Annotated in this window: 20 protein-coding genes; 7 read left to right on the top strand and 13 right to left on the bottom strand. The window is 62.9% G+C overall.

Annotated elements, in window-relative coordinates:
- Nucleotides 1–102: 102 nt before the first annotated feature.
- The 4 genes from O3303_RS10560 (at nucleotide 103) to O3303_RS10575 (ending at nucleotide 3,787) form a co-directional block, all read left to right on the top strand.
- The gene (locus O3303_RS10560) at nucleotides 103–852 is read left to right on the top strand and encodes a L,D-transpeptidase family protein (RefSeq protein ID WP_269558382.1); all 750 of its coding nucleotides are present in this window, start codon (nucleotides 103–105) and stop codon (nucleotides 850–852) included.
- 120 nt (nucleotides 853–972) lie between these two features.
- On the top strand, nucleotides 973–1,764 hold the full coding sequence (locus tag O3303_RS10565; protein ID WP_269558383.1) for a M57 family metalloprotease: 792 nt from the start codon (nucleotides 973–975) through the stop codon (nucleotides 1,762–1,764).
- 91 nt (nucleotides 1,765–1,855) lie between these two features.
- Nucleotides 1,856–2,398: an NUDIX hydrolase gene (locus O3303_RS10570; protein WP_269558384.1), complete on the top strand. Its 543-nt coding sequence runs from the start codon at nucleotides 1,856–1,858 to the stop codon at nucleotides 2,396–2,398.
- A 291-nt stretch (nucleotides 2,399–2,689) separates the two neighbouring features.
- The gene (locus O3303_RS10575; protein WP_269558385.1) at nucleotides 2,690–3,787 is read left to right on the top strand and encodes a TolB family protein; all 1,098 of its coding nucleotides are present in this window, start codon (nucleotides 2,690–2,692) and stop codon (nucleotides 3,785–3,787) included.
- A gap of 110 nt (nucleotides 3,788–3,897) precedes the next feature.
- Here the strand turns inward: O3303_RS10575 and O3303_RS10580 are convergent, their stop codons facing one another.
- The gene (locus tag O3303_RS10580) at nucleotides 3,898–5,295 is read right to left on the bottom strand and encodes a DUF5723 family protein (RefSeq protein WP_269558386.1); all 1,398 of its coding nucleotides are present in this window, start codon (nucleotides 5,293–5,295) and stop codon (nucleotides 3,898–3,900) included.
- A gap of 114 nt (nucleotides 5,296–5,409) precedes the next feature.
- Between O3303_RS10580 and meaB the strand changes: the two genes are divergently transcribed.
- Nucleotides 5,410–6,387 (top strand): methylmalonyl Co-A mutase-associated GTPase MeaB, encoded by a 978-nt coding sequence (gene meaB, locus O3303_RS10585; protein ID WP_269558387.1) that lies wholly within the window; start codon nucleotides 5,410–5,412, stop codon nucleotides 6,385–6,387.
- 184 nt (nucleotides 6,388–6,571) lie between these two features.
- Here the strand turns inward: meaB and O3303_RS10590 are convergent, their stop codons facing one another.
- The 7 genes from O3303_RS10590 to O3303_RS10620 all read right to left on the bottom strand — a co-directional run bounded on the left by O3303_RS10590 (nucleotide 6,572) and on the right by O3303_RS10620 (nucleotide 16,974).
- Nucleotides 6,572–8,029, bottom strand: a complete 1,458-nt coding sequence (locus O3303_RS10590) for an alpha/beta hydrolase-fold protein (protein WP_269558388.1) — start codon at nucleotides 8,027–8,029, stop codon at nucleotides 6,572–6,574.
- Nucleotides 8,030–8,218: 189 nt separating this feature from the next.
- Nucleotides 8,219–10,849, bottom strand: coding sequence for a DUF5916 domain-containing protein (locus tag O3303_RS10595; protein ID WP_269558389.1), 2,631 nt, complete (start codon nucleotides 10,847–10,849; stop codon nucleotides 8,219–8,221).
- Between the two features lie 268 nt (nucleotides 10,850–11,117).
- Nucleotides 11,118–13,712: a M56 family metallopeptidase gene (locus O3303_RS10600; protein WP_269558390.1), complete on the bottom strand. Its 2,595-nt coding sequence runs from the start codon at nucleotides 13,710–13,712 to the stop codon at nucleotides 11,118–11,120.
- The gene (locus O3303_RS10605) at nucleotides 13,699–14,121 is read right to left on the bottom strand and encodes a BlaI/MecI/CopY family transcriptional regulator (protein ID WP_269558391.1); all 423 of its coding nucleotides are present in this window, start codon (nucleotides 14,119–14,121) and stop codon (nucleotides 13,699–13,701) included. The genes O3303_RS10600 and O3303_RS10605 overlap by 14 nt, the downstream gene beginning before the upstream one ends.
- A gap of 185 nt (nucleotides 14,122–14,306) precedes the next feature.
- Entirely contained in the window at nucleotides 14,307–14,681 is a 375-nt protein-coding gene (folB, locus tag O3303_RS10610) for a dihydroneopterin aldolase (RefSeq protein ID WP_269558392.1), read from the bottom strand.
- Between the two features lie 209 nt (nucleotides 14,682–14,890).
- Entirely contained in the window at nucleotides 14,891–15,889 is a 999-nt protein-coding gene (locus O3303_RS10615) for a DivIVA domain-containing protein (RefSeq protein WP_269558393.1), read from the bottom strand.
- A 146-nt stretch (nucleotides 15,890–16,035) separates the two neighbouring features.
- Nucleotides 16,036–16,974 (bottom strand): WD40 repeat domain-containing protein, encoded by a 939-nt coding sequence (locus O3303_RS10620; RefSeq protein ID WP_269558394.1) that lies wholly within the window; start codon nucleotides 16,972–16,974, stop codon nucleotides 16,036–16,038.
- A 168-nt stretch (nucleotides 16,975–17,142) separates the two neighbouring features.
- Here O3303_RS10620 and O3303_RS10625 point away from each other — a divergent pair, with 168 nt between their 5' ends.
- Nucleotides 17,143–17,787 (top strand): 4'-phosphopantetheinyl transferase superfamily protein, encoded by a 645-nt coding sequence (locus O3303_RS10625; RefSeq protein ID WP_269558395.1) that lies wholly within the window; start codon nucleotides 17,143–17,145, stop codon nucleotides 17,785–17,787.
- Nucleotides 17,788–17,889: 102 nt separating this feature from the next.
- Nucleotides 17,890–18,498 carry a redoxin domain-containing protein gene (locus O3303_RS10630; RefSeq protein ID WP_269558396.1) on the top strand — a complete coding sequence of 203 codons (609 nt, stop codon included), beginning with the start codon at nucleotides 17,890–17,892 and terminating at the stop codon, nucleotides 18,496–18,498.
- A gap of 171 nt (nucleotides 18,499–18,669) precedes the next feature.
- On the opposite strand, the gene O3303_RS10635 is transcribed toward O3303_RS10630, so the two are convergent.
- The 5 genes from O3303_RS10635 to O3303_RS10655 all read right to left on the bottom strand — a co-directional run bounded on the left by O3303_RS10635 (nucleotide 18,670) and on the right by O3303_RS10655 (nucleotide 23,818).
- The gene (locus O3303_RS10635; RefSeq protein ID WP_269561900.1) at nucleotides 18,670–19,542 is read right to left on the bottom strand and encodes a transglutaminase-like domain-containing protein; all 873 of its coding nucleotides are present in this window, start codon (nucleotides 19,540–19,542) and stop codon (nucleotides 18,670–18,672) included.
- 268 nt (nucleotides 19,543–19,810) lie between these two features.
- Nucleotides 19,811–21,538 (bottom strand): ubiquinone-dependent pyruvate dehydrogenase, encoded by a 1,728-nt coding sequence (gene poxB, locus O3303_RS10640; protein ID WP_269558397.1) that lies wholly within the window; start codon nucleotides 21,536–21,538, stop codon nucleotides 19,811–19,813.
- 88 nt (nucleotides 21,539–21,626) lie between these two features.
- Entirely contained in the window at nucleotides 21,627–22,199 is a 573-nt protein-coding gene (locus tag O3303_RS10645) for a DUF1572 domain-containing protein (protein ID WP_269558398.1), read from the bottom strand.
- A gap of 56 nt (nucleotides 22,200–22,255) precedes the next feature.
- Nucleotides 22,256–23,116, bottom strand: a complete 861-nt coding sequence (locus tag O3303_RS10650) for a DUF5694 domain-containing protein (RefSeq protein WP_269558399.1) — start codon at nucleotides 23,114–23,116, stop codon at nucleotides 22,256–22,258.
- A 138-nt stretch (nucleotides 23,117–23,254) separates the two neighbouring features.
- Entirely contained in the window at nucleotides 23,255–23,818 is a 564-nt protein-coding gene (locus O3303_RS10655) for a hypothetical protein (protein ID WP_269558400.1), read from the bottom strand.
- Nucleotides 23,819–23,918 lie beyond the last annotated feature (100 nt).

Raw genomic sequence — 23,918 nt, forward strand, 5'->3', positions numbered from 1 at the left:
TCGCTGGCTCTATATATTCTAACCCCGATACTACCACCTATCCGCCCAGCGTTCCAACGCCTGCTCTGCCCTTCAGGCTCTCCCTTTTTTTCCCAGTATTCTATGCGCTTACTTGCCCTGCTGGCTGCGGCTTTGCTGCTGACGCTGTGTGCCCCGGCATCCACGGCCCTCTCCCCCGATCCGGCTTTCCGCCAGCAGCAGCTCCGTTTCGAGCGGGTGCGGGCGGCCTACCACCTCCACCAGACCAGCGTGCACCAGCTGCTGCGCCGCAACGGCATCCGGCCCGAGCGGCTGGAGCTGTTTGTGCGGGCCTTTAAAGTGGGCCGCCGGGTGGAAGTGTGGGGCCGCGAGCAGAACGCGGGCCAGTTTGTGCTGCTGCGCACCTACCGGCTGGCCGGCACCTCGGGCACGCTGGGCCCCAAGCGCCGGTCCGGCGACCGGCAGATTCCAGAGGGCTTCTACCACATCGACCGGTTCAACCCCGACAGCGAGTACCACCTGTCGCTGGGCCTCGACTACCCCAACGCCGCCGACCGCCGCCACGCCGGCCCCGACCCCGGCGGCGACATTTTCCTGCACGGCTCCGACGTCACCATCGGCTGCCTGCCCATCACCGATGCCGGCATTCGAGAGCTGTACGTGCTGGCGGTGGAGGCCCGCGCCGCCGGCCAGACCGCTATTGCCGTGCACATTTTTCCGTTTGACATGACGGCCGAAAATCTGGCGCGGCGCGTGGGCAGCCCGCACCTGGCTTTCTGGCAAAATCTGGTGTCCGGCTATCAGCATTTCGAGGATTCGCACCAGCTGCCGCAGGTCAGTGTGAACGAACAGGGCACCTACGTGGTGCACTAGCGCCTGGCCGGCTCGCCGCCCGAAAGCCCACTTACCCAAGCTATAATACCCTAGTGTTCTGCTGTATCAATAATTGTTTATATTACTCGCATTGTTCCACAACCAACCCAACTCTACCGTATGAAAGCCCCCCTGTTTCTGACCGCACTGGCCACGGCCGTGCTGCTGAGCGGCTGCTCCGACAAAGAGGCCGCCGTAAACCAAGCGCAGGACATCAGCGCCGATGCGCTGACGCAAATCCGCCAGCTCGGTTTTAGTGCTGAAAACGTGCAGCGCGACGAAGACGGCAACTACGTAGTGGAAGGTGATATTCTGCTGTCGCCGGCTGACTTGAGCAACCAAGCGGCCGTGCAGCTGCTACGTGTGGGCCAGGATGAGCAGTATCGCACCACTAATACCGTCAGCGGCACGCGCACCATCACCATCAGCGTTTCCAGCCAGCTGCCAAGCGCCTACATCACAGCAATCGACGAAGTAGTACGCCGGTTCAACGCCGAAAACCTGCGCATCACCTTTTCGCGGGTCAGTGCGGGCGGCAACATAAGCATTGTACGCGCCAGTGGCAGCTACTTGGCTTCAGCGGGCTTCCCCACCAGTGCCGGCGAGCCATTCAATCAGGTGAAGGTTAACTCGCGGTCCATTGGCACGGCCAACCCCACCACCTACATTGCCACCATCCTGGCCCACGAAATCGGCCATTGCATCGGCTTCCGCCACACCGACTACATGGACCGGAGCTACAGCTGCGGCGGCGCCACCTCCAACGAGGGAGCCAGCACCGTGGGCGCCGTTCTGATACCCGGTACGCCATCCGCCGCCGACCCGAATTCGTGGATGCTGGCCTGCATCGGCAGTGGCCAGAACCGCCCGTTCAACGCCAATGACCGCACGGCCCTCGGCTACATTTACTAAATGGCTGTAGCACCCGCGTTGCCCCAAGCCAGCGCGGGGCCGTACCTTGCCAGCGCCGACGCGGACTTGCCCGCGTCGGCGCTGTTGCGTTATGCCTGATTTTCCGATTCCAAAGATTCTGCGTGATTCCGCCGTACTGGTGCCTGTTTTCCGCGACGACGCCGGCCAGTTGCAGCTCGTGATGGTGCGCCGCAGTAGCTTCGGCGTGCACGGCGGGCAGCTGGCCTTTCCGGGCGGCAAGCCCGAGCCCACTGATGCCTCCCTGCTGGCAACAGCTTTGCGCGAGGCTGAGGAAGAAGTCGGCCTGCCGGCCGCAGACATAGAAGTTCTGGCGGAGCTGCCCCCCATTTCCGTGCCTACCGGCTTCCGCATTGCGCCGTTTCTGGGCCGCATCCAACGGCCCGAAACCTGGCAGTGGCAGCCCCGCGAGGTAGAGGAAGTGCTGGAGATTCCGCTACTGCACCTGGCCGATGCTGCCAACCACGCCGAGGAAACGTGGCAGCTGGCCGGCTGGCCCGCCCCCCACCGCGTCCCCTTCTACCGCGTAAACAGCCCCGTACCGCTCTGGGGGGCCAGCTACCGCATCCTGCAGCCCCTTCTCCCCCGCCTGCTTGCCGGCGAATGGGACATTTGATTTTTGGTTTGAAGTGATGGGGTTATGAGGTTATGAGGTGATAGGTAAGAACGTCATTCCGAGCAGCGCGAGGAATCTCGCGTGCTGACGTGCGCCTCCCCCCCCCGGCCCCCTCTCCGAGAAGGAAAAAGGAAAGTGGGAGCCAGATGTAGTATATGGTGAGCACACTTCCTTTAGTTTCCACACTGGCGAGATTCCTCGCTCCGCTCGGAATGACGTTCTTACTTTCCTCTCATCACTTTGGCACGAAATTGCGTTTTACTGGTTCCTATGACGATTACCACGACTTCCATGAAACGTCTTCTGCTTTTGCCGGTACTGGCGCTGCTGTGCGCAAGCACGGCGCAGGCCCAGCGCGAACAGTCCATCTGGCTGTTTGGCCAGCAGGCCGGCCTCACGTTCCCGGCCGATGGCGGCGCCCCTACCCCGCTGATAACCAGTAAAATGACTACCTATGAGGGGTCGGCGGTGGCCACCAACGCCCAGGGCCAGCTGCTGTTCTACACCAACGGCGAGTTCGTATTCAACCGCCAGCACCAGGTGATGCCCAACGGCCGCAAGCTGATGGGCTCCAACTCCAGCACCCAGAGCGCCCTCATCGTACCCGACCCCGGCTCCGGCAACGTGTTCTACGTGTTTACAGCGGGCGCCCAGGGCGGCCCCAACGGTCTGCGCTACTCCACCGTCGACATGACCCGCGAAAACGGCCTCGGCGACGTGCCCCGCTCCAACGCCCTTCTCATCACGCCAGTGGCTGAGAAGCTGGCCGCCGTGCGCCACGCCAACGGCCGCGACGTCTGGATTGTGGCCCACCGCTGGAATTCCAGCGCCTTCGTGAGCTTCCTGGTGACGGCCGACGGGGTGCAGAGCAAGCCCATCATGAGCAACGTGGGCAGCATGCACGCCGGCCCCGGCCGCAACGCCATTGGCGCCATGAAGTTCTCGCCCGACGGCCGCAAGCTGGCCGTGGCTCTGTGGCGCGAGGCCAACAAATACGAGATATTCGACTTTGACCGCAGCACCGGCTTGGTGAAGAACGTGAAGGCCTTCGCGCCCTACCCCGAAGCCTACGGCGTGGAGTTTTCGCCCGATGGCAGCAAGCTCTACGGCTCCAGCAACGGCGAAGGCGGCGGCCAGGCCCAGATCTTCCAGTTCGACCTGAAAACCGGCAAAGCCACGGTCATCGGCAAATCCTCGAACCGCAAAGTGGGCTCCCTGCAGCGCGCCCCCGACGGCAACATCTATGTGGCCCGCGAAGACAACCAGTTCCTGGGCATCATCCAGAACCCCAACTCCGACGCCGCCAAGTACGTGGACGACGGCCTGAAACTGGGCGGCCGCCGCAGCAAGCTGGGCCTGCCCAACTTCATCACGGAGCCCGGCAAGTAAGAAAGAACGTCATGCAGAGCGGAGCGAAGCATCTCGCCAGTGTAGTGATTCTACCACACTGGCGAGATGCTTCGCTCCGCTCTGCATGACGTTCTCTCTTCTTTTCCAGCCTACTGAATCTTCCCGAATTTAAACCGCAGAAACCCTGTAGCCACAGATATATACGGGTTTTCGGAAGTCAGCAAACCCACCACGTCGCGGGTGCTGAGGCCGGCCTCGTAGACCGAGGTGGCAATGGTGAAGCCCAGCGGCAAACTCAGGCCGTAGCCGGCGCCGCCCGTTACGCCGCTGCTCAGGCGCAGCCAGCTCAGCGGCTTGTAGTCGACGCCCACGCCGATGAAAGGCGAGGTGAGGTTGCCGGCTACGTCGTTGAGCGGCAAGGTCACATCAAGGCCGGTTTCGAAGAACTCGCTGACGCGGAAGCCGGCGCCGGCGCGCAGCTTGGCGGGCAGGCTGGCCTTGCGCTCCAGCCCGGTCTGGTACTGAAACAGGCTGTCGGTGCCGGAGGCGAAGATTTCGGTGGCTTCTTTGATGAAGTTATAGCTGCCGATACCCGCCGAATTCAGCCGCTTGAGCTTCTGGTCGTTGGCCGTGAGCAGGTTGCCGTCCCAGGTCATGCTGCCCAGGTCCGTCACGGCCAAACCCAGGCGCAGCGACTTGCCCACCTCGGCCGCCACGCCCACATCAAAGCCGTTGCCCTTGCCCACCGGCTGCAGGCCGCTGGTGCGGGCCTTGAAGTTGAAGCTGGGGTTGGTGGTCAGGTTGCCGTAGTCGATATCGAACACCGGCGACAATGAGCTGTAGCCCTGCAGGTTGCCGGGCTGCACGCGCACATCTAGAATCCCGATGCCCTGAATGTAGCGGTAGCCCGCCCCCGCCGACAGCTGAAATAGCGGCAGATCAATCAGACGCTGGCCGAAAGCCACGTTGAACTCGCTGGTGGCGGCAAACTGCATGTCGGTGCCAGCCAGCGCCTCCGACACCAGCGGAATGTTGCTGGCGCTGGCGTTGGCGTAGATAGGCGCATCACGGCCCAGAAACAGCAGCTCGGCGGCATTCTGGTTGAGGCCGACGTGGCCGGCGGTGCGCAGGCGGTGGCTCACGGCAATGCCGCCCAGGCCGGGCAGCTGCACGGCCAGCCCCACAGTGGTGATGTCGGCGTTGAGATTGGCGGCGTTGTCGGAGGTGAAGGCCTGGGCCAGACTGCGCTTTTCGGCGGGCGTCAGTGGGTCGTTGGTGTTGTAGACGAACTTGCGCAGCTGGTCCCGCGTGAGCGACTGGGAGCTGACGCCCACCCCGGCCTCGCCGATGGTGAAAGCCACGCGCGAGCCACCCACCCGGCCCAGGTTGGCCGGGTTGATGCCGATGGCCTGGTAGTCGGTGGCGAAGGTGGTGCTGACGCCGCCGCGGCCGGTGGCCGTGAAGTTGCTGAGCTCGTTCTGGGCGTGCAGCGGCGCGGCGGCGGCCAGCGTCAGCAGCGGCCCCAGCAGGTAGCGGGAAAATTTCATGGCAGAAAAATGTAGCGTAAGCTTTAGCTTGCGCCGTGAGCCGTCGGGAAACCCGAAACAGGCCCCGCACAGGCGGGCGACGACGCAAGCTAAAGCTTACGCTACATTTTTCCCTTGGCCAAGCGCTTCTCTGTTTCCGAATACGCCGACGGCATCCTCTCCGGCAACCGCGTCATGCTCAGCCGGGCCATCACGCTGGTGGAAAGCACCCTGCCCACCGACCAGGCCCTAGCCCAGCAGGTGCTGGACGTGGTGCTGCCCCACGCCGGCCGGTCGGTGCGGGTGGGCATTACGGGCGTGCCGGGCGTGGGCAAAAGCACGTTTATCGAGGCCCTGGGCCTGCATCTGGTGCGCGAGCAGGGCAAGCGCCTGGCGGTATTGGCAGTTGACCCCAGCAGCCAGCGCGGCGGCGGCAGCATCCTCGGCGACAAAACCCGCATGAACGAGCTGGCCGCGCACCCGCAGGCGTACATCCGCCCTTCGCCGGCCGGCCGCAGCCTGGGCGGCGTCACGCGCAGCACCCGCGAGGCGCTGGTGCTCTGCGAAGCGGCCGGACACGACGTCATCTTCGTGGAAACCGTGGGCGTGGGCCAGAGCGAAACCGCCGTGCACGGCATGGTGGACTTTTTCCTGCTGCTGATGCTGGCCGGCGCCGGCGACGAGCTGCAGGGCATCAAAAAGGGCATCATGGAAATGGCAGACGCCGTGACCATCACCAAGGCCGACGGCGGCAACGAGCTGGCCGCCCGCCGCGCCCGCGCCGAGTACCAGAACGCCCTGCACCTCTACCCGCTCGCGCCCAGCCAGTGGAGCCCCGTCGTCACAACCAGCTCAGCCGTGACCGGGCAGGGCGTGCCGGAGGTGTGGGAGGTAGTGCAGCGCTACGTGCAGCAAACCCAGGAAAGCGGCTACTTCCAGCGCCGCCGCCAGGAGCAGAACCTGCACTGGCTGCACGAAACCATCCGCGAAACTCTGGAAACCCGCTTCTACCAGCGCCCCGACGTGGCCCAGCGCCTCGCCGAGGTGCAGCAGCAGGTGATGGACGGCCGCAAGTCCGCCTTCGGCGCCGCGGAAGAGTTGCTAGGGCTGTAACGCAGCTTGGCTAGGCCTGAGCACCCTCATACGTACCGCGAAGTTTTACTTCGCGACCTCCCAGCACTTCCTGGCTGCACGGTGCTTCGTGACTTCCCGGTGCTACCTTGCTCACGTGCCGCGGAGTGGAACTTCGCGGTACGTGAGCAGGGCCGTTTCCATTATCTGAAGACGACAGCGGGCGTTATTGCGGGTGCTGGGCTAGCCACTGCTGGTAGGTCTTTTTCAACCACTGGGTTTCGGCCCTTTTGTATTCCGCCGTCACGACTGAAAAATGGTCACCGGGGTAATAGGCAAACGGCATGTCGGCGCCCAGCTTCCTCATTTCCTGCTCCATGAGCATCACGGAGAAGTTCAGGAAGTAGGTATCTTGGTTGCCGGTGGCAAGACGCAGTTTGCCGTTCAGGTCGGGCTTGAGGCGGCGCCAGTTCTGGCGCACGTACTGCGTCAGATCGTAGCGTTTCCAGTGGCGGAACACCTGCCGGTCCAGCGAGTTGGTGGAGTTGAACAGCGGCTTGGGCAGGCCGTTGCGCCCTTTGGGACCGAATACCGCATCAAACGACACCTCCTGCTCGCCCCGATAGATGATGTCTTCCAGCCGGTGCACGATGTTGGGCCGGTCGTAGGCCTCGGCGACGGGCAGCACCTCGCCATAAGTCAGCGAATCCACCATTTCCACTCTTTCGAGGTCCTGGTAAAGATTGGTCCGCATAAAGTTTCGGAAATCCACCGGGTCGGGGGAGCTGGCGTTGGCGCCGGCAAACAGCTTCGGGTAGTGCGTCATCAAATACACCACCGTGTAGCCGCCGCTGCTGTGGCCGCGCAGCACGCGCCCGCCGTTGGTGCGGTACTGCCGGTCGAGCAGCGGCAGAAACTCGGTGGCAAAGGCGTCGCCGACGGGGCCGTTGTTGGCGCTATTGGCGTACACGGTGTGCCCCAGCGCGCTGGCCCCATCCAGATACACCCGGATGCAGGCAATGGTATCGATGGGCGTGGCCGGCAGCGTGTCGGTGCTTTCGGAGCGCGAGTAGTGGTGGTAGTCGGCGCCGAAGCCGCCCACCGTGAACAGCACCGGATAGCGCCGCTGCGGGTGCCGATAGTAGTCGGCGGGCAAAATCACGGCCCCATCCAACGACATAGGCTTGCGGTGGAACCGACTGAGCAGCGCCGACGGCGCCTTGATTTCCTTGCAGAACCTGGTGGCGACGAACACCGGCGCCGGCACCACCTGACTGCAGTCCAGCGTGAATATTTCATCGTTAGCCTGCAGCGAAACCTTGCGGGCTGCGCTGTAGGGGTTGCCGGTGCTTTGCCCGATTATCCGCCCGCCGAGGTTCAAATCCCACACGGCCTGCACGTAGTAGTCGCCGCGCGGCAGGCGCGAGAGCAGCGTGGGATACGACAGCGCCGAATCGGAAAAGACGATAGTTTCGCCGGGCTTCACATTGCGCACCGCCAACCGGTAGCACGGCCAGCCGGGCTGGTCTTTGGGCTGCACATTCTTCTTGGACAAGAATAGCAGCACATTGCCCGTAAATGGCCCCGCATGGGCGGCCGCTGTGTAAGAAACCCGAAACTGCTGGGCTTGTGCTGAAAACCGCGTCAGGAGCAGCAGCAGGAAGACGAGGCCGTAGATTCTCATAGAATTGTTCAACTCAGCTAGCAACCGTTGAGATGGACTGGTGGCCCGCAGCATGCCCGGGACCGGACATACCACTCCCAGGCAGCAGCTGCAGCCGTTGCCGAGAGGAATTACCAGAAGCAAGAAAAGTGCGGCGAGTGACCAGGCCACCAGTGGGGCCAGAAGCTTCCGCCAGTCAGGACGGTTTTGCTACCCGCGTTTAGGGCGCAGCGCCAGGTAATCGAGGTAGTACAGGATTTTGATGCTGACGTTGTTGTTGTGCGGCGTATTGATGGTGTTGCTCAGGTTGTCGAAGTAGAGCGGCGTGGCTTCATTGGCCTGTAGCTCATTGGTACTGGCGTTTTTCCAGACGATACTCACCTGCGAGCCGGGCGCAAACCACCACGAGTACACGGCATCGATGTTGAAGGCGTTGTAGGTGTTGTCGCGGTTGCGGCGGTAGTCTACGGGCGTTTCCTCGCCGCCGGGGCGAAGCTGGGCGAAATCGTTGTAGCGCACGGTGCTGGTATAGTGGCGCGTGCGCACCGTCAGGGACATGCGGTTGGTGAACGTGTAGCCCACCGACAATACGTTGGACACCGTGACCACCTGCCGACGACCCAGCAGCACATCTTTCTGAGCCAAACCCAGCGGTACGTTGCCCCCAAGCTGCCGGATCACGGCCGAGTCGAGCGGCTCTTCGCTGCTGAGGCCCCCATTCACATAGCCAATCTGGTTCTGGCGCAGGTTCCAGTCGATTTCGTAGCGGAAGTTGAGCTTGTTGTTGACGCGGTAGCGCGGCGAAACGGTCAGGCCGTAGCCCATGCGGCGGGGGCGCTCCGGCAGCCGCTCGTCGCGGGCGTAGGTGCGCAGCCCCACGTTCACGTCGAGGGCCAGCTTCTTGCGGTAATCCGAGGAAATGTAGCCGCCCACGTTCACGCTGCCCGGCACCAGCACGTAGTATTCGCCCAGCTTGCTTTTGCGCGGCTCGAAATAGTCGCGGTTGCGTGGGTCCACGTTGAGGTTGAGGCCCATGCTCAGGAAGCTCTTGGTGAACGTGGTGTTCAGGCCGCTATAGAAATTCACCCGCTGGAAGCTGGTGGGCCGGTAAAGCATCTTGTGGTCGACGCCGAAATAGGTGTTCAGCCGGTTCACCTTCCAGAAGGGCTTGTAGATGTTGTAGTTGCCGTACACGCCCTGCGTAATGGCGTTGTTGCCGAACAGAATGCCCAGGTCGTTGTGGTCGTAGGTGTCCGATTCGATGCCGTGCGAGACGCCGTAGGTGAAGTTGCCGCTGATCTTGCTCACGTCGAGGTTGTACTTGTACCCGTCGCGGTTGTCGATCTGCACCGTGTCGGAACCGAAGACGTTGCCGCGCCGCCGCGAGTAGTTCACTTGGCCCGTCACGGCGTAGGAATTCTTCTTGTTGGCCAGCCGAAACAGGCCGGCAGTTACGTTGGCGTCGTAGGTGCTGCCCGCCCGCGTGACGTTGGTGTTGATGAGCGAAACGTAGGAGTTGTTTTTCAGGCTCTGGTCGAGCACCAGAATGCTGTAGTTGCTCAGCGGCTGCGTCAGGATGTTGCGTTTAGCACCGCTGGCGCTGTCGCGCGCCACGGCGTACACGTCGTTGGAAATGGCATTGAACACGCCCACGCCCAAGCCTTTGCTGGTACGACCCGAAATTTTGGTGGCATTTAGCAGGCGGGTTTCGCCCGGATTCGTAATCAGCTCCTCCCCCGGCTGGCGCTTGCCTTCCGCATCCCTTGTACCTGCGCGCAGTTGTCCTTCGGCATCATAGAACCCGACGGGCGTAGCACCCACGCGCCGCGAGTAGAACAGGTTGCCCTTGTTGAACAGCTCGGTGCCTTCGGTGAAGAACTGGCGGTTTTCGTTGAACTGCACCTCGAAGGGCGAGAGGTTCAGCACCTGGTTGTCGCTCTGCACCTGCCCGAAGTCGGGCACGAGCGTGGCGTCTAGGGTGAAGCTTTCGTTGATGCCCCACTTGATGTCGGCGCCGCCGTTGAAGCTCGTGGTGGTAGGGCGGGCGCCATTTTCACTGAGCGGGTTGTGGTTGACGTAGCTGGAAATATAGGGCGTGAGCGAGAGGCGCAGCGGCGGCTTCACGTCGCGCACGCCGGTCATCGTGCCCCACTGGTTCACGAAGCCATCCACGGCGGGCTTCACCTCGTTCCAGAAGAAGGCCTGGTTTTCCTTTTTGCGCTGCCGCATGAAGTTCAGCCCCCATTGCTGCTCGGGCAGGCTGCTGAAGCGGATGGCCGAGTACGGAATGCGCATCTCGGCAATCCAATCAGTACCCCGGATGCTGGTGCGCGAGTCCCAGACGGCATTCCAGTTGAAATCCTCGCCACCCGCCGGCGAGTAGCGGGCATCCATCTGCACGCCGCCCGTCGTCACGAAAAAGCCGTAGCCGTTGAGCTTGTCTTGGTAGGTATCGAGGAAGATACCGATGAAGTCGGTGTTGCCGAACTCGTCGCGCGGAGTCAGTTCCCGCAGAATGGAGTCGGCACTGACGTCGTGCATCACCGCCCCGATGTAGAGGTTGGCATCGTCGTAGAGGATCCGCACCTCGGTGGGGTGCTTTTCGGGCGGGCCGGGGTTGGGGCGGTTCTGGATGAACTGCGTGGCCACCGGGGCCTGCTGCCACACGGCCTCATCCAGCACGCCATCCAGCTTGATGGCTTCCGTAATCCGGATGGCCTGTAGTTGCTTTTTGGGAGCCAGCGTGGTGGCGGCCGCCGTAGCGGCCGGAGCCGGCTGCTGCTGGGCCGATACCTTCCCGGCCATGCACAAAAGGCTCAGCAGGAAGAGAAAAAAGGGCATACGAATGCGCATCACGACAGATCGACGGGAGGAGAAGTGAATCAAACGGTGGAAATCAAGGGACGACGCACGGGGCGCGGCGCGACACATAGGGCGCGCACATAAATAGGAACGGGAGCCAGCCTGACAATAGTTGGGGCTGGTTTGGGCTATAGATGCGGCCCGTTCGGGAACCGTTGCTTGAACTATATATTAAGTTTTAAAGTAGTCGGGGCAGCAGCCCCGGCCGCCGTTGCAGCGACGGCCGGAGCCAACTCACCGACACACCTCATTCACTCACGGAAATATTGATATTGGTGTTACTGGATTGGCTGTTAGAGTGCCCCAGCAGCTTGCGGTATTTGTCGGCCATAGCGGCCGGCTGCGGCTCGCCATTCACCACCAGTCCCTTGTTGTTGAGCTGAAACATAAAGCCTTTGGCGTCTTTTTCGATCAAGCCATCCTTGCGTAGCGTTTCCCGAAGCTGGTCGGAATCGAGGCGGGGTGGCGCAGGTGCTGCCGGCACCGAAGGTACAGCAGGCACAGCCGGTACTGCCGGAGCCGCCGCACGGGGCGGGCGGGGTGGGGCCGGCAGGTTGTAGCGGCTGCCGCTCACGTTGCTCTGCTGCTGGATATTGATGGAGCCCGTAGCACTGATCTTGCGGCCGGTGCGGTCTTCGTAGAGCTTGCGGTACTTCTGCTGCAGGGCGTCGGGCTGCTTTTTGCCGTTCACGGTGAGGCTGGTGGCGCTGAGCGAGAAGCTGTAAGTGTCTGAGTTCCGGATCAGGCCGTCGCGCTTAAGCTCGCTCACCAGCGCCTGGCGCCAGCGCTCATCTTCGGCGTCGCGGCGGGCCTGCTCCTGGTCGCGGCGGGCCTGGTCTTCATCCCGGCGCGCCTGGTCCTGGTCGCGCACGGCTTGTTGGGCGTCGAGGCGAGCCTGCTGGGCGTCGCGGCGGGCCTGAGCTGCATCTTGGCGGGCCTGTTGGGCGGCGTCACGCTGGGCCTCTTGCTGGTCGCGCCCTATCTGCTCCAGCATCTGCTGTTTTTCCTGCCGCACGTTCTGCAGCTCGTCCCGGATTTCCTCCCGCTGCTCGTCGTTGAGGCGGGCATCCTGCAATTGCTCGTTCAGCGTTTTTTCGGCACTGGCAAAGCGTTGCTCCATATCGGGCTGGCTAGACCAGGACTGGCTGCGCATGGCTTCGCCGGCCTCAGCCATGGCCAAACGCGAGAGCTCCTCGGCGTCGGCATCGGTGGGGGCGCGGCCCGCCAGCGCGGCGCTGCTCATGCGCTGCGAAAGCTGCGCCATCCGCTCCCGGGTGGCTTGGCGGCGGTCGGCGAGGGTGTTGCCGCGGTTGGTCTGCTGGGTTTTGGCGATGGCCTGCTGGTAGGCGGGCAGCTCGCTGGCCGGCACCTTCTTGCCATCCACGTACACTTCTGAAATGGCGCCTTCTTCGTTTTTCACTACTACCGTCAGGCCCTTGATTTCGTTGAGGCGGGCCCGGCCGGATTTGGTGAGCAGCTTGGAATTGGCCTGGCCATACACCACCACCGTGTCATCGGAGCCCGGCTGCAGCTCATTGCCGCGGTAGTTGACCGTCAGGGCCTTGTCCTCCGGATTTTCGTCGGGGCTGCCTTGCTCCAGCGCTTCAGCCTGGGCCTCCACCTGATCCTGAGTGTCCGCTTCTTCTTCGTCCTGGCCGTCAGCAAACTGCTCCCGTAGCGCTTCCGCGCCCGATTCAACCACGGCTGTACTGAACGAGGCAGCACTCAACGACAGCACGGTGCTGGTTGTGAGCACGCCCACGCTCAGCAGCACCACGCAGGCCGCCCAGAAACCATCGGAAAACGTGGGGGCCGTAGCGCGGTGCTGTACCAGGCGGCGCACCCGCCCCAGCAGCGAGCCGGGCTGGCCGGCGGCCGCCATAGCCAGGCGCGGCGTGAAAGCCGAAGGAGCCGGCGTATGCTGCAGCGTAGCCAGTGAGGCCAGGGCCTGGGCCAATACCAGCGAATCGCCGCAGAGCTCGGTGGCCATGTCGTCGCAGCAGTTTTCGCGCTCGGTGCGCAGGCAGTTCGACAGGAACCACACGGCCGGATGGTAGAAGAACAGGATTTCGGCCACCGACTGCAGCAAATTGAACAGGTAGTCGCGGCGCAGCACGTGGGCCAGCTCGTGGGCCAGAATAGCCTCCAGCTCAGCCCCCGACATGCCCGAAGCGGCACTCATGGGCAGCAGAATCACTGGTTTCAGCCAGCCCACCACCAGCGGCCCGGGCACCAGGCCCGAGGCCAGAATGCGCACCGGCTGCCGCAGGGCCGTGCGGGCCACCAGCGCATCGAGGCGGGTTTGCCACTCGGCGGGCAGCGCGGCCACCCGGTAGCGCCGCAGCCGCTGCACGTAGGCCAGGCCGCTCAGAAACCGCAGTGTCATGGCCAGCATGCCCAGCAGCCAGGCCACCACCACTATCGGCATGTTGCGCTCCAGGTAGAGCTGGCCCGTGGTCAGCAGCTGGCGCAGCCGGTTGGGAGCTGGCGCGGCAGTTTCTCCAGTTTCAGAAGCTACGGCAGCTTCATCAGCGCTCAGGCCGGCCGCGGCCATGCCCGGCAGCTCGTCGGCCGGCGGGCTGGCGGTGTACGGCGCCTCCGTAGCCGGGGCGGCGCGGAACGTGCTGTAGTAGTAGCCCAGCGTGATGCCGCTCAGCAGCAGCAGCGTGAGCAGGGCGGCGGCGGCCACCCGGTAGCGCAGCGCGGCAGCGTGGCGGTGCAGCAGCATCAGCAGCGCGGCGGCGGCCAGGGCCACCAATGCGCCCTGCCACAACGAGTGCAGCAGCGTCCAGCCCAAGGCGCGCATCAGCGCCGGCGACCCAAATTGTTCAAGCAGGCTCATCGGATTTATCGTTGGAGGTGGAACGACGCTGTTGTTCAATCTCATTAAGCAGCCCCCGGATCTGGGCCAGCTCGTCGGAAGAGGTGGAGTGCGTGCCGAGGGCCTGCATCACCAGCTTCATGGCCGAGCCCCCAAAGGCGGCATCCACGAACCGGTCGAGGAGCAGGCCCTGGGTTTCCTCCTCGCGCACAGCGGCGCGGTAGACGTGAGTTTTGCTATCGTCTTCGCGCAGCACCAACACCTTATCGAGCATGAGCTGCAGGATTTTGAGCGTAGTGGTATAACCAACCTCGCGCTTCTGGCTTAGCTGGTCGTTCACGAACCGGACCGTGCTGGGGCCGTGCTGCCACAGCACCTGCAGTATCTCCAGCTCCGAATCGGTGGGCTTTGGAATGGGTTTTTCGCTCATGGGTACAGGCGTTTGAGGTTCTACGATATCATTCGTACTTCAAACATATACGAATGATGTCGTAGATACAAACTTAATCTACGATTTTTTTCGTAATAACCTTTCTTCAAGCAAAAAGCCGGCTACTGCAGCCGGCTTTTTCATTCACAATTCGCTATTATCAAGACAGTTGCTTTACCCGCATGCTACCGGCCATGCGGCTCGCCGCGGCGGCGCGTGAGCGTGACGCGGGCCCGGTGGCAGATGCCGCCCAGTGGTGGGTTGAACTTCGATACGCTCACTTTCACAGAGCGCACGTGCGGGAACTCCAGAAGAATCCGGTCCAGCACGCGGTGGCCGACGTGCTCCAGCAGGCGCGCCGGGGCCCGCATTTCCTCGGCCACCACGCGGTAGAGCACCTCATAGTTCACGGTTTCGTGGAGCTTGTCGGAAGCGCCGGCGGCGTGCAGGTCGGTGCGGATGTAGAGGTCGACGCCGTACTTGTTGCCGATTTTCTGCTCCTCATCGTAGTAGCCGTGAAACGCGAAAAACTCCATGCCTTCCAGTGCAATCTGGCCCATGTGGTATAAGTTGAGAGGGTGAATGTGTGCCGTGTGCTCCAAAAAGGCGCCTGCCGAGGCAGCGTTGCTGCCGAATGCTGCCAACCAGCGCGCCGCTGAAGCCGGCTAAAAAAAACGCAGCCTCTCCCGAAGGAAAGGCTGCGCAAGGTCGGCTACAAAATCCGTGAAATCCGACTACTCTGCAAAATCAGTGATTCTGCAGGAGCGTTCTAGATTTCGTCGAAAAACGATTTCTCGGCCGTCACGGCCGCGGCTTGCATCACGGGCTGGTCGTTCTGGCCGGGGTGCATGGGCTGGACCGGCTGCGGAATCTCCGGCTGCTCGGTGCGGCCGGGCCGCACGTCGGGCTGCACATCGGGGTTGGGGGCACCGGGCACCGGGGAGCCGGGACGCTCAATTTCGGGCTCGGGCTGGTTGGGCTGGCTGGGCTGCTCGGGCTTTTCCGGCTGGCCGGGGTCTGGCTGCTGGCCAGGCTTGGGGTTGTAGGCGCCGGGCTGGGCGGTGGGGCGGGCCGCCGGAAAAGCCGGGGCCGAGCCGCCAAACGAAGCGGCCGAACCGCCGGCCACGGCCGCGGCCGACGAAGTAGAAGCAGTGGAAACGAACATTGGGGCAGGGTTTTCAGGTGAATCGGACGAGGTCCGGGTCACTTTTACGCTGGCTGCCCGCGAAAGGATGGCCGCCGTGCTGGCTTTAGGCCGGGCCTTGGCTTTTTCCACCTTGTCCAGCGCATCGGAGGCCAAGTGGTGCAGGTCGCGCACGAGGCTGTCGAGCTGGGTTTCGAGGCGCTGGCACTCCTGGCCCAAGCCGCTCACTTCCTTCTGCATCTCGGCCACCGTTTTCTCGGCCTGCTGATAGGCGTCTTCCACCAGCAGACGGGCTTTCTGGCGGGCATCTGCCAGCAGCTGCTCGGCTTTCAGCTGGGCTTCCCGGATGCGCAGCTCGGCGTCGCGCTGGGCCTGCTCGGTGATGCTGTTGCCGGTGTCTTCGGCCGTTTTGAGGGTGCGGTAGAGGCTGGTTTCCACCTCGCGCATCTTGCTCACGTCCTGGGTGGCGTGGTCGAGCTTCACGCGCAGCTCGCGGTTTTCGTCGCCCATCCGCTCCCACTGCTGCGAAAGGGTGAGCAGAAACGCCTGCACTTCGTCCTTATCAAGGCCCCGGAAGGCTTTTTCAAAGGTTTTCTGACGGATATCGAGGGCCGTTATCTTCATTTCAAGGAGCCGTTAACAGTGGATAATGAGCAATCAGCAGGTTGCTCTGGGGCGGCCGTTAAGGGAAGCCGCCGGGAATAGGAACACAACGACCAATCAGCAGAATTCAGGCAGGAAGCAAGCCAGAACAACCAAGCCAACGCTTATCAATCATTGCTCATTGTCAGCTGCCAAACGGCCAGGCTGCGGTCGTCGCTACACGAAACTAGCCTATTCTGCCTTCCCGGCCAAAACAACTTGTTGACCGAGGTGCCGTGCCCGGCGTGCCGCGCTTTGTCCAGCACGCGCAGCAGCTGCAGCGTTTCGGCGTCCCAGAGCTTGATGCTTTTGTCCATGCTGCAGGTGGCCAGCAGGGAGCCGTCGGGGCTGAAGGCGAGGTGGTTGATGGTGAACAGGTGGGCCACGATGCTGAGCTGCTCGGTGCAGTCGGCGGCTAGGTCCCAGCGGCGCAGGTGGGCGTCGCGGCCGGCCGTGAGCAGGTAACGGCCATCAGGTGAGTAGGCGGCCGTGAAGATGGAGTTGGTACCGCCCTCCCACTGCCGCCGCACGGCCAGCGAGTCGGCGTCGAGCAGGCGCAGCTGCCAGTCGGAGCCGCCCACGGCCAGCTCGCCCCGCTCCTCGTGCAGGGCCAGGCAGCGCAGGCTTTTGTCGGAGAGCCGGAGTAGGGTTTCCACGCGCCAGTCGGGGGCGCGCAGCACGGCCAGCGTGCCGTCGCCGAGGGCCACGTACAGCCGCTGCCGAGCCTCGGAATACACCATATCGAAGATGGCGGCCGGGGGCAGAGCCGTGGCAAACACCACCTTTTTCTCACTCAGGCTGATGCCCTGCACGCCCTGGAAATTGTGGCCGATGAGTAGCAGATCCAGCTTAGGCAGGTGCAGCAGGGTGTACACCGAGTTTTCCACCTTCGCCACCAGCTCGCCGTCCTGCGCATCCTCGGCGGCGTGCCAGGCGGCCACCAGGCCATCGGCGCCGGCCGAGTAGAACGTGTCGGAGCCGGGGGTGCCGGCCAAGGTGTAAACGCAGTCGAGGTGGCCGGTGAGGGCCGTGAGCTTGTGGGCCTGCGGACGGTGGAGAAACGGCATAAGCGGAAGGAAGGAGCACAAAGATACGGTCATCCTGAGCTGTCATCCTGAGCGCAGCGAAGGACCTTACTACGTTAGCACGACATCGTGCAATGGTAATCTAGCCGTGATAAGGTCCTTCGCTCCGCTCAGGATGACCGTATCTTTACGCAACACGCCCATACATCTATGCCGCTTCACTCCCTCACCCCTATATCCGGCCAGGCGCTGCTGGGCTTGTGGCAGCTCACCGAGCCGCTCGAGGCGCTCTGGCCGCTGCTGCCGCAGCCGCTGCACTACACGGCCCGCTTCCCGCAGGGCCGCCACGAAGACCGGGCCCGGCAGTGGCTGGCGGGCCGGGTGCTGGCCCACCAGCTGCTGCGCGAACTCACCGACGCCCCGGCCACCCTGCACAACGACGCCAACGGCCGGCCGTACTTCGCCGAACTGCCCGCCTGGGGCGTGTCGTTGTCGCACTCCGGCGAGTGGGTGGCGGCGGTGGTGGCGCGCAATGCCGCAGTTGGCATAGATATTGAACTGGAACGTCCCAAAGCCCTGAAGTTGGCGCCGCGGTTTCTATCGGAAGCCGAACGGGCCGACGCCGGCAGCGACGCCGCTAAGCACAGTGTGTACTGGAGTGCCAAAGAAACACTCTATAAGCTGCATAGCCGCCGGGGCCTGGTGTTCAAGGAGCAATTGTTGCTCGACCCGTTCAGGCTGCGGGAGGCAGGTGTGTTGACGGGACACCTGCTCCTCGAAAACTCCCGCAGCCAACACCAGATCCACTACCAGCGCCCCGCTCCCGATTACGTACTAACTTACTGCGTGGAGTAACTGAGTAAAGGAGTAGCTGAGTAATTTATCTAATTGCACAGTCGCCACTCCCCTGTTCAGTTGCCCTTACTCAGCTACTCCTTTACTCAGTTACTCTCTCTCATGTCCATTCGCCGAATTTCCATCCTGGCTGCCGCCACGCTCCTGTTCTGCACGGTTGCGGCTGTTGGGGTAGCCCGGGCCCAGGGCGGGCGCACCGTCAGCGACTTTAGTTTGCGAAGCGCCACCAACACCGAAGTAGCCCTGAAAAGCTACGCCGGCAGCAAGGCCGTGGTGGTGGTGTTCCTCAACCCGAACTGCGCCTACTCCAAGCTCTACCAGAACCGGCTTGCGGCCCTAAACACGCAGTTTAGCGGCCGGGGCGTGCAGTTCCTGTTCATCAACGCGCCCATCAACCTCGAAGCCAGCGCCGACCTCTCCGAGGCCGAAAAGCTCAAAGTCAAAGCCACCGCCGACCTGCCGCTGCTCACCGACGAAGGCCAGAAGGTAAGCTCCCTGCTGGGTGCCACCAAAACCCCGGAAGTGGTGGTGCTGCAGCCCGTCGGCGACGGGTTTGCGGTGCGCTACAAAGGGGCCATCGACGACAACCCGCTGGTGGAAAGCGACGTGCAGGAGCGCTACGTGCAGCAGGCCCTCACCAACCTGCTGGCCGGCCGTCCCGTGGGCGTAGCCGACAAGCGCGGCGCCGGCTGCCTGATCAAGCGCAACTAGCCGCTATCATTGCGGGCAGCGCGAAGTAATCCTTCCTCCGCCCAGCTAAAAATGCCCCTAAGCAACAAGCCCTCCGACAGTAGTGTAGCGCACTACTGCCGGAGGGCTTTGCTGTAAGGGTTGCTCAGAGCCTCGATTAGGAAGAAATGCTTCGCACTGCTCGCAATGACGCTATTCTTCCTCGGGAGTGTCGTGCGGAGCCTTGGGCTCGTCGGTGAGGATGGTAAGCAGCTGGGCCACTTCAGTGGCTTTGGCTGGCTCCTGCAGCTTCTCGAAGCTGAGCTGCAGGTTGCGCAGGGCCCGCCGCACAATATCGAGGTGCGAGCAGGGCTCGTAGAAAATATTGTTGGACGTGAGGTTGAGCTGCACGATATAGTGCTCGATATCGGTGCGCGTCAGGATCAGGCCGCGGTTGTAGCAGTTGATGTAGAACGACTCGATGATAGGGCTTTCGGGCCGGAAGGTGAGCACGAACAGGTTGGGCAGGTTCACGCCGAACACGGGCAGCTCCAGGCGCTGGGCCACCAGCAGATAAATCACGCACAGCGTGAGGGGATTGCCGCGCCGGGTTTCCAGCACCCGGTGCAGCATGGAGTTGGCCGGCGAGTGGAAGTTCTGGGTGTTGGCCGCAAACTTATGCACCCGAAACAGCACGTGGTTGAGCGCCTGTACCTGCTCGGTAGGCAGCATATCTGGCCGCAACAAAGTCCAGACCTCGAAGCGCAACTGCTCAATAGCCTTGTTGAGGCTTTGCAGGTCGGCATCCGGGTACTGGTAGCTGTTCAGCAGCCACATGCCTTCCAGCAGGTTTTCGCCGCCTGAGTCGCGCCACACGCGCAGGCGCTGCTGCAGGCCCTCAAACTGCAGGTGATGAATCAAATCTTCGAGGCGCTGCTGCTGCTGCGAGTCGAGGGTTTCTTCCCAGCTTTCTTCCAGAAATGGAATAATGGTTTCGCCCAGGCTCTGAATTTTCTCCTGAATCTGCGGGGCAATTTCCGGATCGTCGAGCAGGGAGATAAGGGCTTTGATTTCTTTGTTGGTCATGGAGCAGCAGAGCAGCGGCAGCGGGGCAGCAGAAGTCAGAAAGGGCAAAGAAACACATCCGGCACGGGAGTGCCGCACGTGGCTATCCGGAAATAACAGCCGGCATAGGCCGTTTTGTTCAGCGGCAGCAGTTTTAGGGGGTAAGTCCGGTCCAGCGTACCAAAAGGAGCTGCCTACTCGCTCCACCCAGGTTGCGCAGTAGCGGCATGGCAACGTAGCGGCGGCAGCCCTGCCAACAGGGCCGCCGCCGCTACGCGAATCACAGCAGTTACCGGAACAGATTGGTTTTGGCCAGCTCCAATATTTCGTCGCCGCGGCCGCTCATGATGGCCTTGAGCGTGTAGAGGCTGAAGCCTTTCACCTGGGCCGCTTCGATGGTAGGCGGCATGGAAAGCTCGGCGCGCTTCACCACGGCATCCAGAATCACGGGGCCGGGGTGAGCCAGCATGGCGGCAATGGCGGCGGGCAACTCGGCGGGGTCCGAAACGCGGATGCCGCGCACGCCGGCGGCTTCGGCCAGGGCCGCGAAGTTGGGGTTTTCCAGCTCGGTGCCGTATTCCAGAATGCCGGCCGCCTTCATTTCCAGCTCCACAAAGCCCAGGCTATTGTTGTTGAAGATGACGATTTTGACCGGCGTTTTCAGCTGTTTCAGCGTCAGCAGCTCCCCCATCAGCATAGCAAAGCCTCCGTCGCCGGCCAGCGCAATCACCTGCCGGCCGGGGTACGTGAGCTGCGCGCCCAGCGCCTGCGGCATGGCGTTGGCCATGCTGCCGTGGTTGAAGGAGCCGATCAGCCGCCGCCGGCCGTTGAAGCGCAGGTAGCGCGCCGCCCAGATGGTAGGCGTGCCTACGTCGCAGGTGAAAATGGCGTCTTCAGCGGCCTGCTCGTTGAGCAGGCGGGCCACGTACTGCGGGTGCAGACTGGTGTCGCCGGCCTCGCCGGTGGCCAGGTCGTCGAGGTCCTGGCGGGCCGCGCGGTAGTTTTCCTGGGCCGTTGTCAGGTGGTCCCGGTCGCGCTTGTGGTTGAGCAGCGGCAGCAAGGTCTGCAGCGTAGCCGCCACGTCGCCCACCAACCCCACTTCTACCCGCGCCCGCCGCCCGATATGCTCGCCGCGCAAATCAATCTGCACAGTGCGGGCGTCCTGGGGCAGAAACTGCTGGTACGGGAAGTCGGTACCGAGCAGGAGCAGCGCATCAGCGTCCATGAGGGCGTGGTAGCCGGAGGTGAAGCCCAGCAGGCCGCTCATGCCCACGTCGTAGGCGTTGTTGGGCTCCACGTATTCCTTGCCGCGCAACGCATGCACTACCGGCGCGCCCAGGGCTTCGGCAGTTTGCAGCAGCTCGGCGTGGGCTTCGGCGCAGCCAGCCCCGGCCATAATGGTGACGCGGCTGCAGGTGTTAAGCAAATCGGCGGCGGCGCGCAGGTCTTCCAGATCAGGTACCAGCCGGGCCCGGTTGCGCAGTACGGGCAGGCGCGGCGCCGGAGCTTCCGTTTTCTCGTGGCTGATGTCGCCGGGAATCACTAGCACGGCCACGCCACGCTGCGTGAGGGCCGTCTGAATCCCGATTTCGATGCAGCGCACGGCCTGGTCGGGGTGGGCAATCAGCTCACAATAGGCGCTACACTCCTTGAACGTATTTTCGGGGTGGGTTTCCTGGAAATACTGGCTGCCTATTTCCGCGCTCGGAATCTGGGCGGCAATGGCCAGCACCGGCACGCGGCTGCGGTGGCAGTCGTAGAGGCCGTTGAGCAGGTGGGTATTGCCGGGGCCGCAGCTGCCAGCGCACACGGCCAGCGCACCCGTGAGGTGAGCCTCGGCACCAGCCGCAAACGCGCCGGCTTCCTCGTTGCGGACGTGTATCCACTCGATGCCGTCGCGCTTGCGGATTTCTTCGGTGATGCCGTTGAGCGAGTCACCCACCACGCCATACACACGGGTCACGCCGGCGGCCAGCAGGGTATCCACCAGTATTTCAGAGACGGTTTTCTTTGCCATAGTCTTCAGAATTGGGTTCGAAGGCTATACGGCAGATTCCGCGAACGAGCCGGGCCACCGCCCACAAGCCACCGGTTGCGGAACCGGCTTATGCGGGCTTGCGGCCCAGGTACTCATCGGTGAAATGCGCCCGGTGGGGCTCCTGCGCAAACTTCTCGGCGTTGTAGGTAGCCGAGGTGCCGCGCGGAATCGACAACGACTGCCACTGCCCCGCCCGCACCAGCTTCCCGATGAACACGATTTGCCCCACGTGGTACGGGTAGTGCGCCAGCTGCCGGTTGATGGCCTCCGTGACGGTGTGCCCCTGGTTGCGGATGTACACCGGCTGGTGCCAGTTATCGGGCGTGAGCGAGTCGAGGGCCGCCAGCAGGCAGCTCCAGCCCGCTTCCCAGCGCGCCAGCACCTCGGCCCGGGTGCCCAAGTCGTTGTCGAACTCGGCTTCGCGCTGCCGCCAGGGCTTCTCACCGTCGGTGGTCATAAAGTCGGTCCAGCGGGACAGCATATTGCCCCACAGGTGCTTCACGATGGTGGCTACGCTGTTGCTTTCGGCGTTGGGCTGCCAGAACAGGGCCTCATCGGGCAGCTGGGCAAACGTCTGGTCGCCGAGCAGCTTGTAGTATTCGAACTGCTTGCGGGCGCTGGTGAGGTAGTCGGTATCCATGAGCTGATAAAACTTGTTCAACGACGAGACGCAAATAGGCCTCTACCCTATGCGCGCTACTTTCTGCCCAGATACCTGTTGGACGTCACCACCCGGTACTCGGGGTCTTCGGCGAAAATGCTGTTCAGGGAGCCGATATGCGCCGCCCCAAACAGGGCCAGTATCCGCTTCGGGCGGGCCTGCATGGCCTGCACCACCACGTTGGAGTAGATTTTGTAGTCGCGGTTCTTAAACACCGATATCAGCTCGGCCCCAATGTACTTCGGGTTGACGAAGGCTGTGTCCACCATAGCATCGGGGTTGGTGAAGCGCCCGTTCGTCACCCGCGCCGGCGTGATGTAGCGTAGCCGGTACACCAGATTGTACAGCGCCGGCTGGTTGAGCGCCACCAGATAGTCGTGCAGGGAAAGCTGGCCGTTTTGCAGCGCGGCTTTCTTCTCGCCCGCTACTTTGCTGAGCTCCTTGCCGGCGTTCTGGTACAGCGCAATGTTCTGACCGGTATGCAAAATCCCCTGCGACGTGCCGCCCGGCGCATTCACGCAGTAAATCCGGGGCAGCTGCAACTGCCGGCCCAGCCGGAACGCCAGCTGAAACACTTCGCTCCGGCCATCGGGCAGCGTGGTCAGGTCCAGCTTATCCTGCCGGTACAGCGCGTAGAGGCTGTCGAGGCGGGGCTGCTCCTCGGGCAGGCGTTCCACCACCACCATATCGGGCCGGTATTTGGCCAAAGCCGCCACGAAGCGGGCGGCGTCGCGCTGCCCCGGTGACGTAAGAACATCGGTGTTGGGGCTGTCTTTGCGGTAGATTTGGCTCAGGTGGTCGGAGCCGACAATCATCACCTCGGTGGGCGGGGCCGACTGGGCGAAGCTGGTGGCGCTGAGTGCCAGCGCCAGCGGGAACAGTATAGGGGTTTTCATAGCGCGAATAGATAGACTGAGCATACAGGTAGCGGCCAAAACAGGCCGGATCCAGTGATTATACCACATAGATAGATAATTTTCCGGCCGTCAGTATAAGCAGCCGAGCCGGATGGCAGATGGCCGCAACGGCCGGCCTCAATCCATGATAAAGGCCGTTACCTGCTGACTTCGCCAGTACGCCGACAGGTGCCGCAGCAGCTGCAGCTCCTGGGCCGACTGAATCACGACCGGAAACGCCGCTTCCCGCGCCGTTCCCTTGTAGGTGAGCACAATCTTGCCGGCGCCCGAGCTCACGCCACGCCCCCGCACCGCGCCGGCATACTGGTCCGACGTCACGACAATGCTCTTCAGGTCCCGGACCGCAATGATCTGGTCGGCCAGCAACACCAAGTCCTGGCTTAGTTGGATGGTGCCCGGCGCCTGCCGCGGCCCCCACCGAATTACCCGTGCAGCTTTCAACAGGTAGAGCAGCGCCACAACCAATATCCAGGCGGCCGCCGCTGCGCCCGTTGCCCACAGCAACACCTGCAATGGGCCAAGCAAGCCGCGGGTGGCGGTGGTAGCGGCCCGCTCGCCCATCACCCGGGCTCCAAAGGCCACCATAGCAAACGAGCCCAGTAGAAAAATCCCCGTGTAATGCACGGCCTTCACCCAGCGGGGTGGTTCAGCGCGCAACAACAAGCTTACAGGCTCTGTCATATCACACTCTCTAATAATTCCTGACCTGTCCGTCTGCACCACTGCGGTAAACCGGGCCCTGAAGAATGTTATAAATCAATCAAAATCACGAAGGAAAAGC

Origin of the sequence: Hymenobacter canadensis, assembly GCF_027359925.1 — a bacterium.
GTDB classification, from domain to species: Bacteria; Bacteroidota; Bacteroidia; order Cytophagales; family Hymenobacteraceae; genus Hymenobacter; species Hymenobacter canadensis.

Excerpts from the sequence above, each read along its gene's own strand:
- O3303_RS10560 (WP_269558382.1), top strand. The coding sequence starts at position 103 with ATGCGCTTACTTGCCCTGCTGGCTGCGGCTTTGCTGCTGACGCTGTGT.
- O3303_RS10565 (WP_269558383.1), top strand. The coding sequence starts at position 973 with ATGAAAGCCCCCCTGTTTCTGACCGCACTGGCCACGGCCGTGCTGCTG.
- O3303_RS10570 (WP_269558384.1), top strand. The coding sequence starts at position 1,856 with ATGCCTGATTTTCCGATTCCAAAGATTCTGCGTGATTCCGCCGTACTG.
- O3303_RS10575 (WP_269558385.1), top strand. The coding sequence starts at position 2,690 with ATGAAACGTCTTCTGCTTTTGCCGGTACTGGCGCTGCTGTGCGCAAGC.
- O3303_RS10580 (WP_269558386.1), bottom strand. The coding sequence starts at position 5,295 with ATGAAATTTTCCCGCTACCTGCTGGGGCCGCTGCTGACGCTGGCCGCC.
- O3303_RS10590 (WP_269558388.1), bottom strand. The coding sequence starts at position 8,029 with ATGAGAATCTACGGCCTCGTCTTCCTGCTGCTGCTCCTGACGCGGTTT.
- O3303_RS10595 (WP_269558389.1), bottom strand. The coding sequence starts at position 10,849 with ATGCCCTTTTTTCTCTTCCTGCTGAGCCTTTTGTGCATGGCCGGGAAG.
- O3303_RS10600 (WP_269558390.1), bottom strand. The coding sequence starts at position 13,712 with ATGAGCCTGCTTGAACAATTTGGGTCGCCGGCGCTGATGCGCGCCTTG.
- O3303_RS10605 (WP_269558391.1), bottom strand. The coding sequence starts at position 14,121 with ATGAGCGAAAAACCCATTCCAAAGCCCACCGATTCGGAGCTGGAGATA.
- folB (WP_269558392.1), bottom strand. The coding sequence starts at position 14,681 with ATGGGCCAGATTGCACTGGAAGGCATGGAGTTTTTCGCGTTTCACGGC.
- O3303_RS10615 (WP_269558393.1), bottom strand. The coding sequence starts at position 15,889 with ATGAAGATAACGGCCCTCGATATCCGTCAGAAAACCTTTGAAAAAGCC.
- O3303_RS10620 (WP_269558394.1), bottom strand. The coding sequence starts at position 16,974 with ATGCCGTTTCTCCACCGTCCGCAGGCCCACAAGCTCACGGCCCTCACC.
- O3303_RS10625 (WP_269558395.1), top strand. The coding sequence starts at position 17,143 with ATGCCGCTTCACTCCCTCACCCCTATATCCGGCCAGGCGCTGCTGGGC.
- O3303_RS10630 (WP_269558396.1), top strand. The coding sequence starts at position 17,890 with ATGTCCATTCGCCGAATTTCCATCCTGGCTGCCGCCACGCTCCTGTTC.
- O3303_RS10635 (WP_269561900.1), bottom strand. The coding sequence starts at position 19,542 with ATGACCAACAAAGAAATCAAAGCCCTTATCTCCCTGCTCGACGATCCG.
- poxB (WP_269558397.1), bottom strand. The coding sequence starts at position 21,538 with ATGGCAAAGAAAACCGTCTCTGAAATACTGGTGGATACCCTGCTGGCC.
- O3303_RS10645 (WP_269558398.1), bottom strand. The coding sequence starts at position 22,199 with ATGGATACCGACTACCTCACCAGCGCCCGCAAGCAGTTCGAATACTAC.
- O3303_RS10650 (WP_269558399.1), bottom strand. The coding sequence starts at position 23,116 with ATGAAAACCCCTATACTGTTCCCGCTGGCGCTGGCACTCAGCGCCACC.
- O3303_RS10655 (WP_269558400.1), bottom strand. The coding sequence starts at position 23,818 with ATGACAGAGCCTGTAAGCTTGTTGTTGCGCGCTGAACCACCCCGCTGG.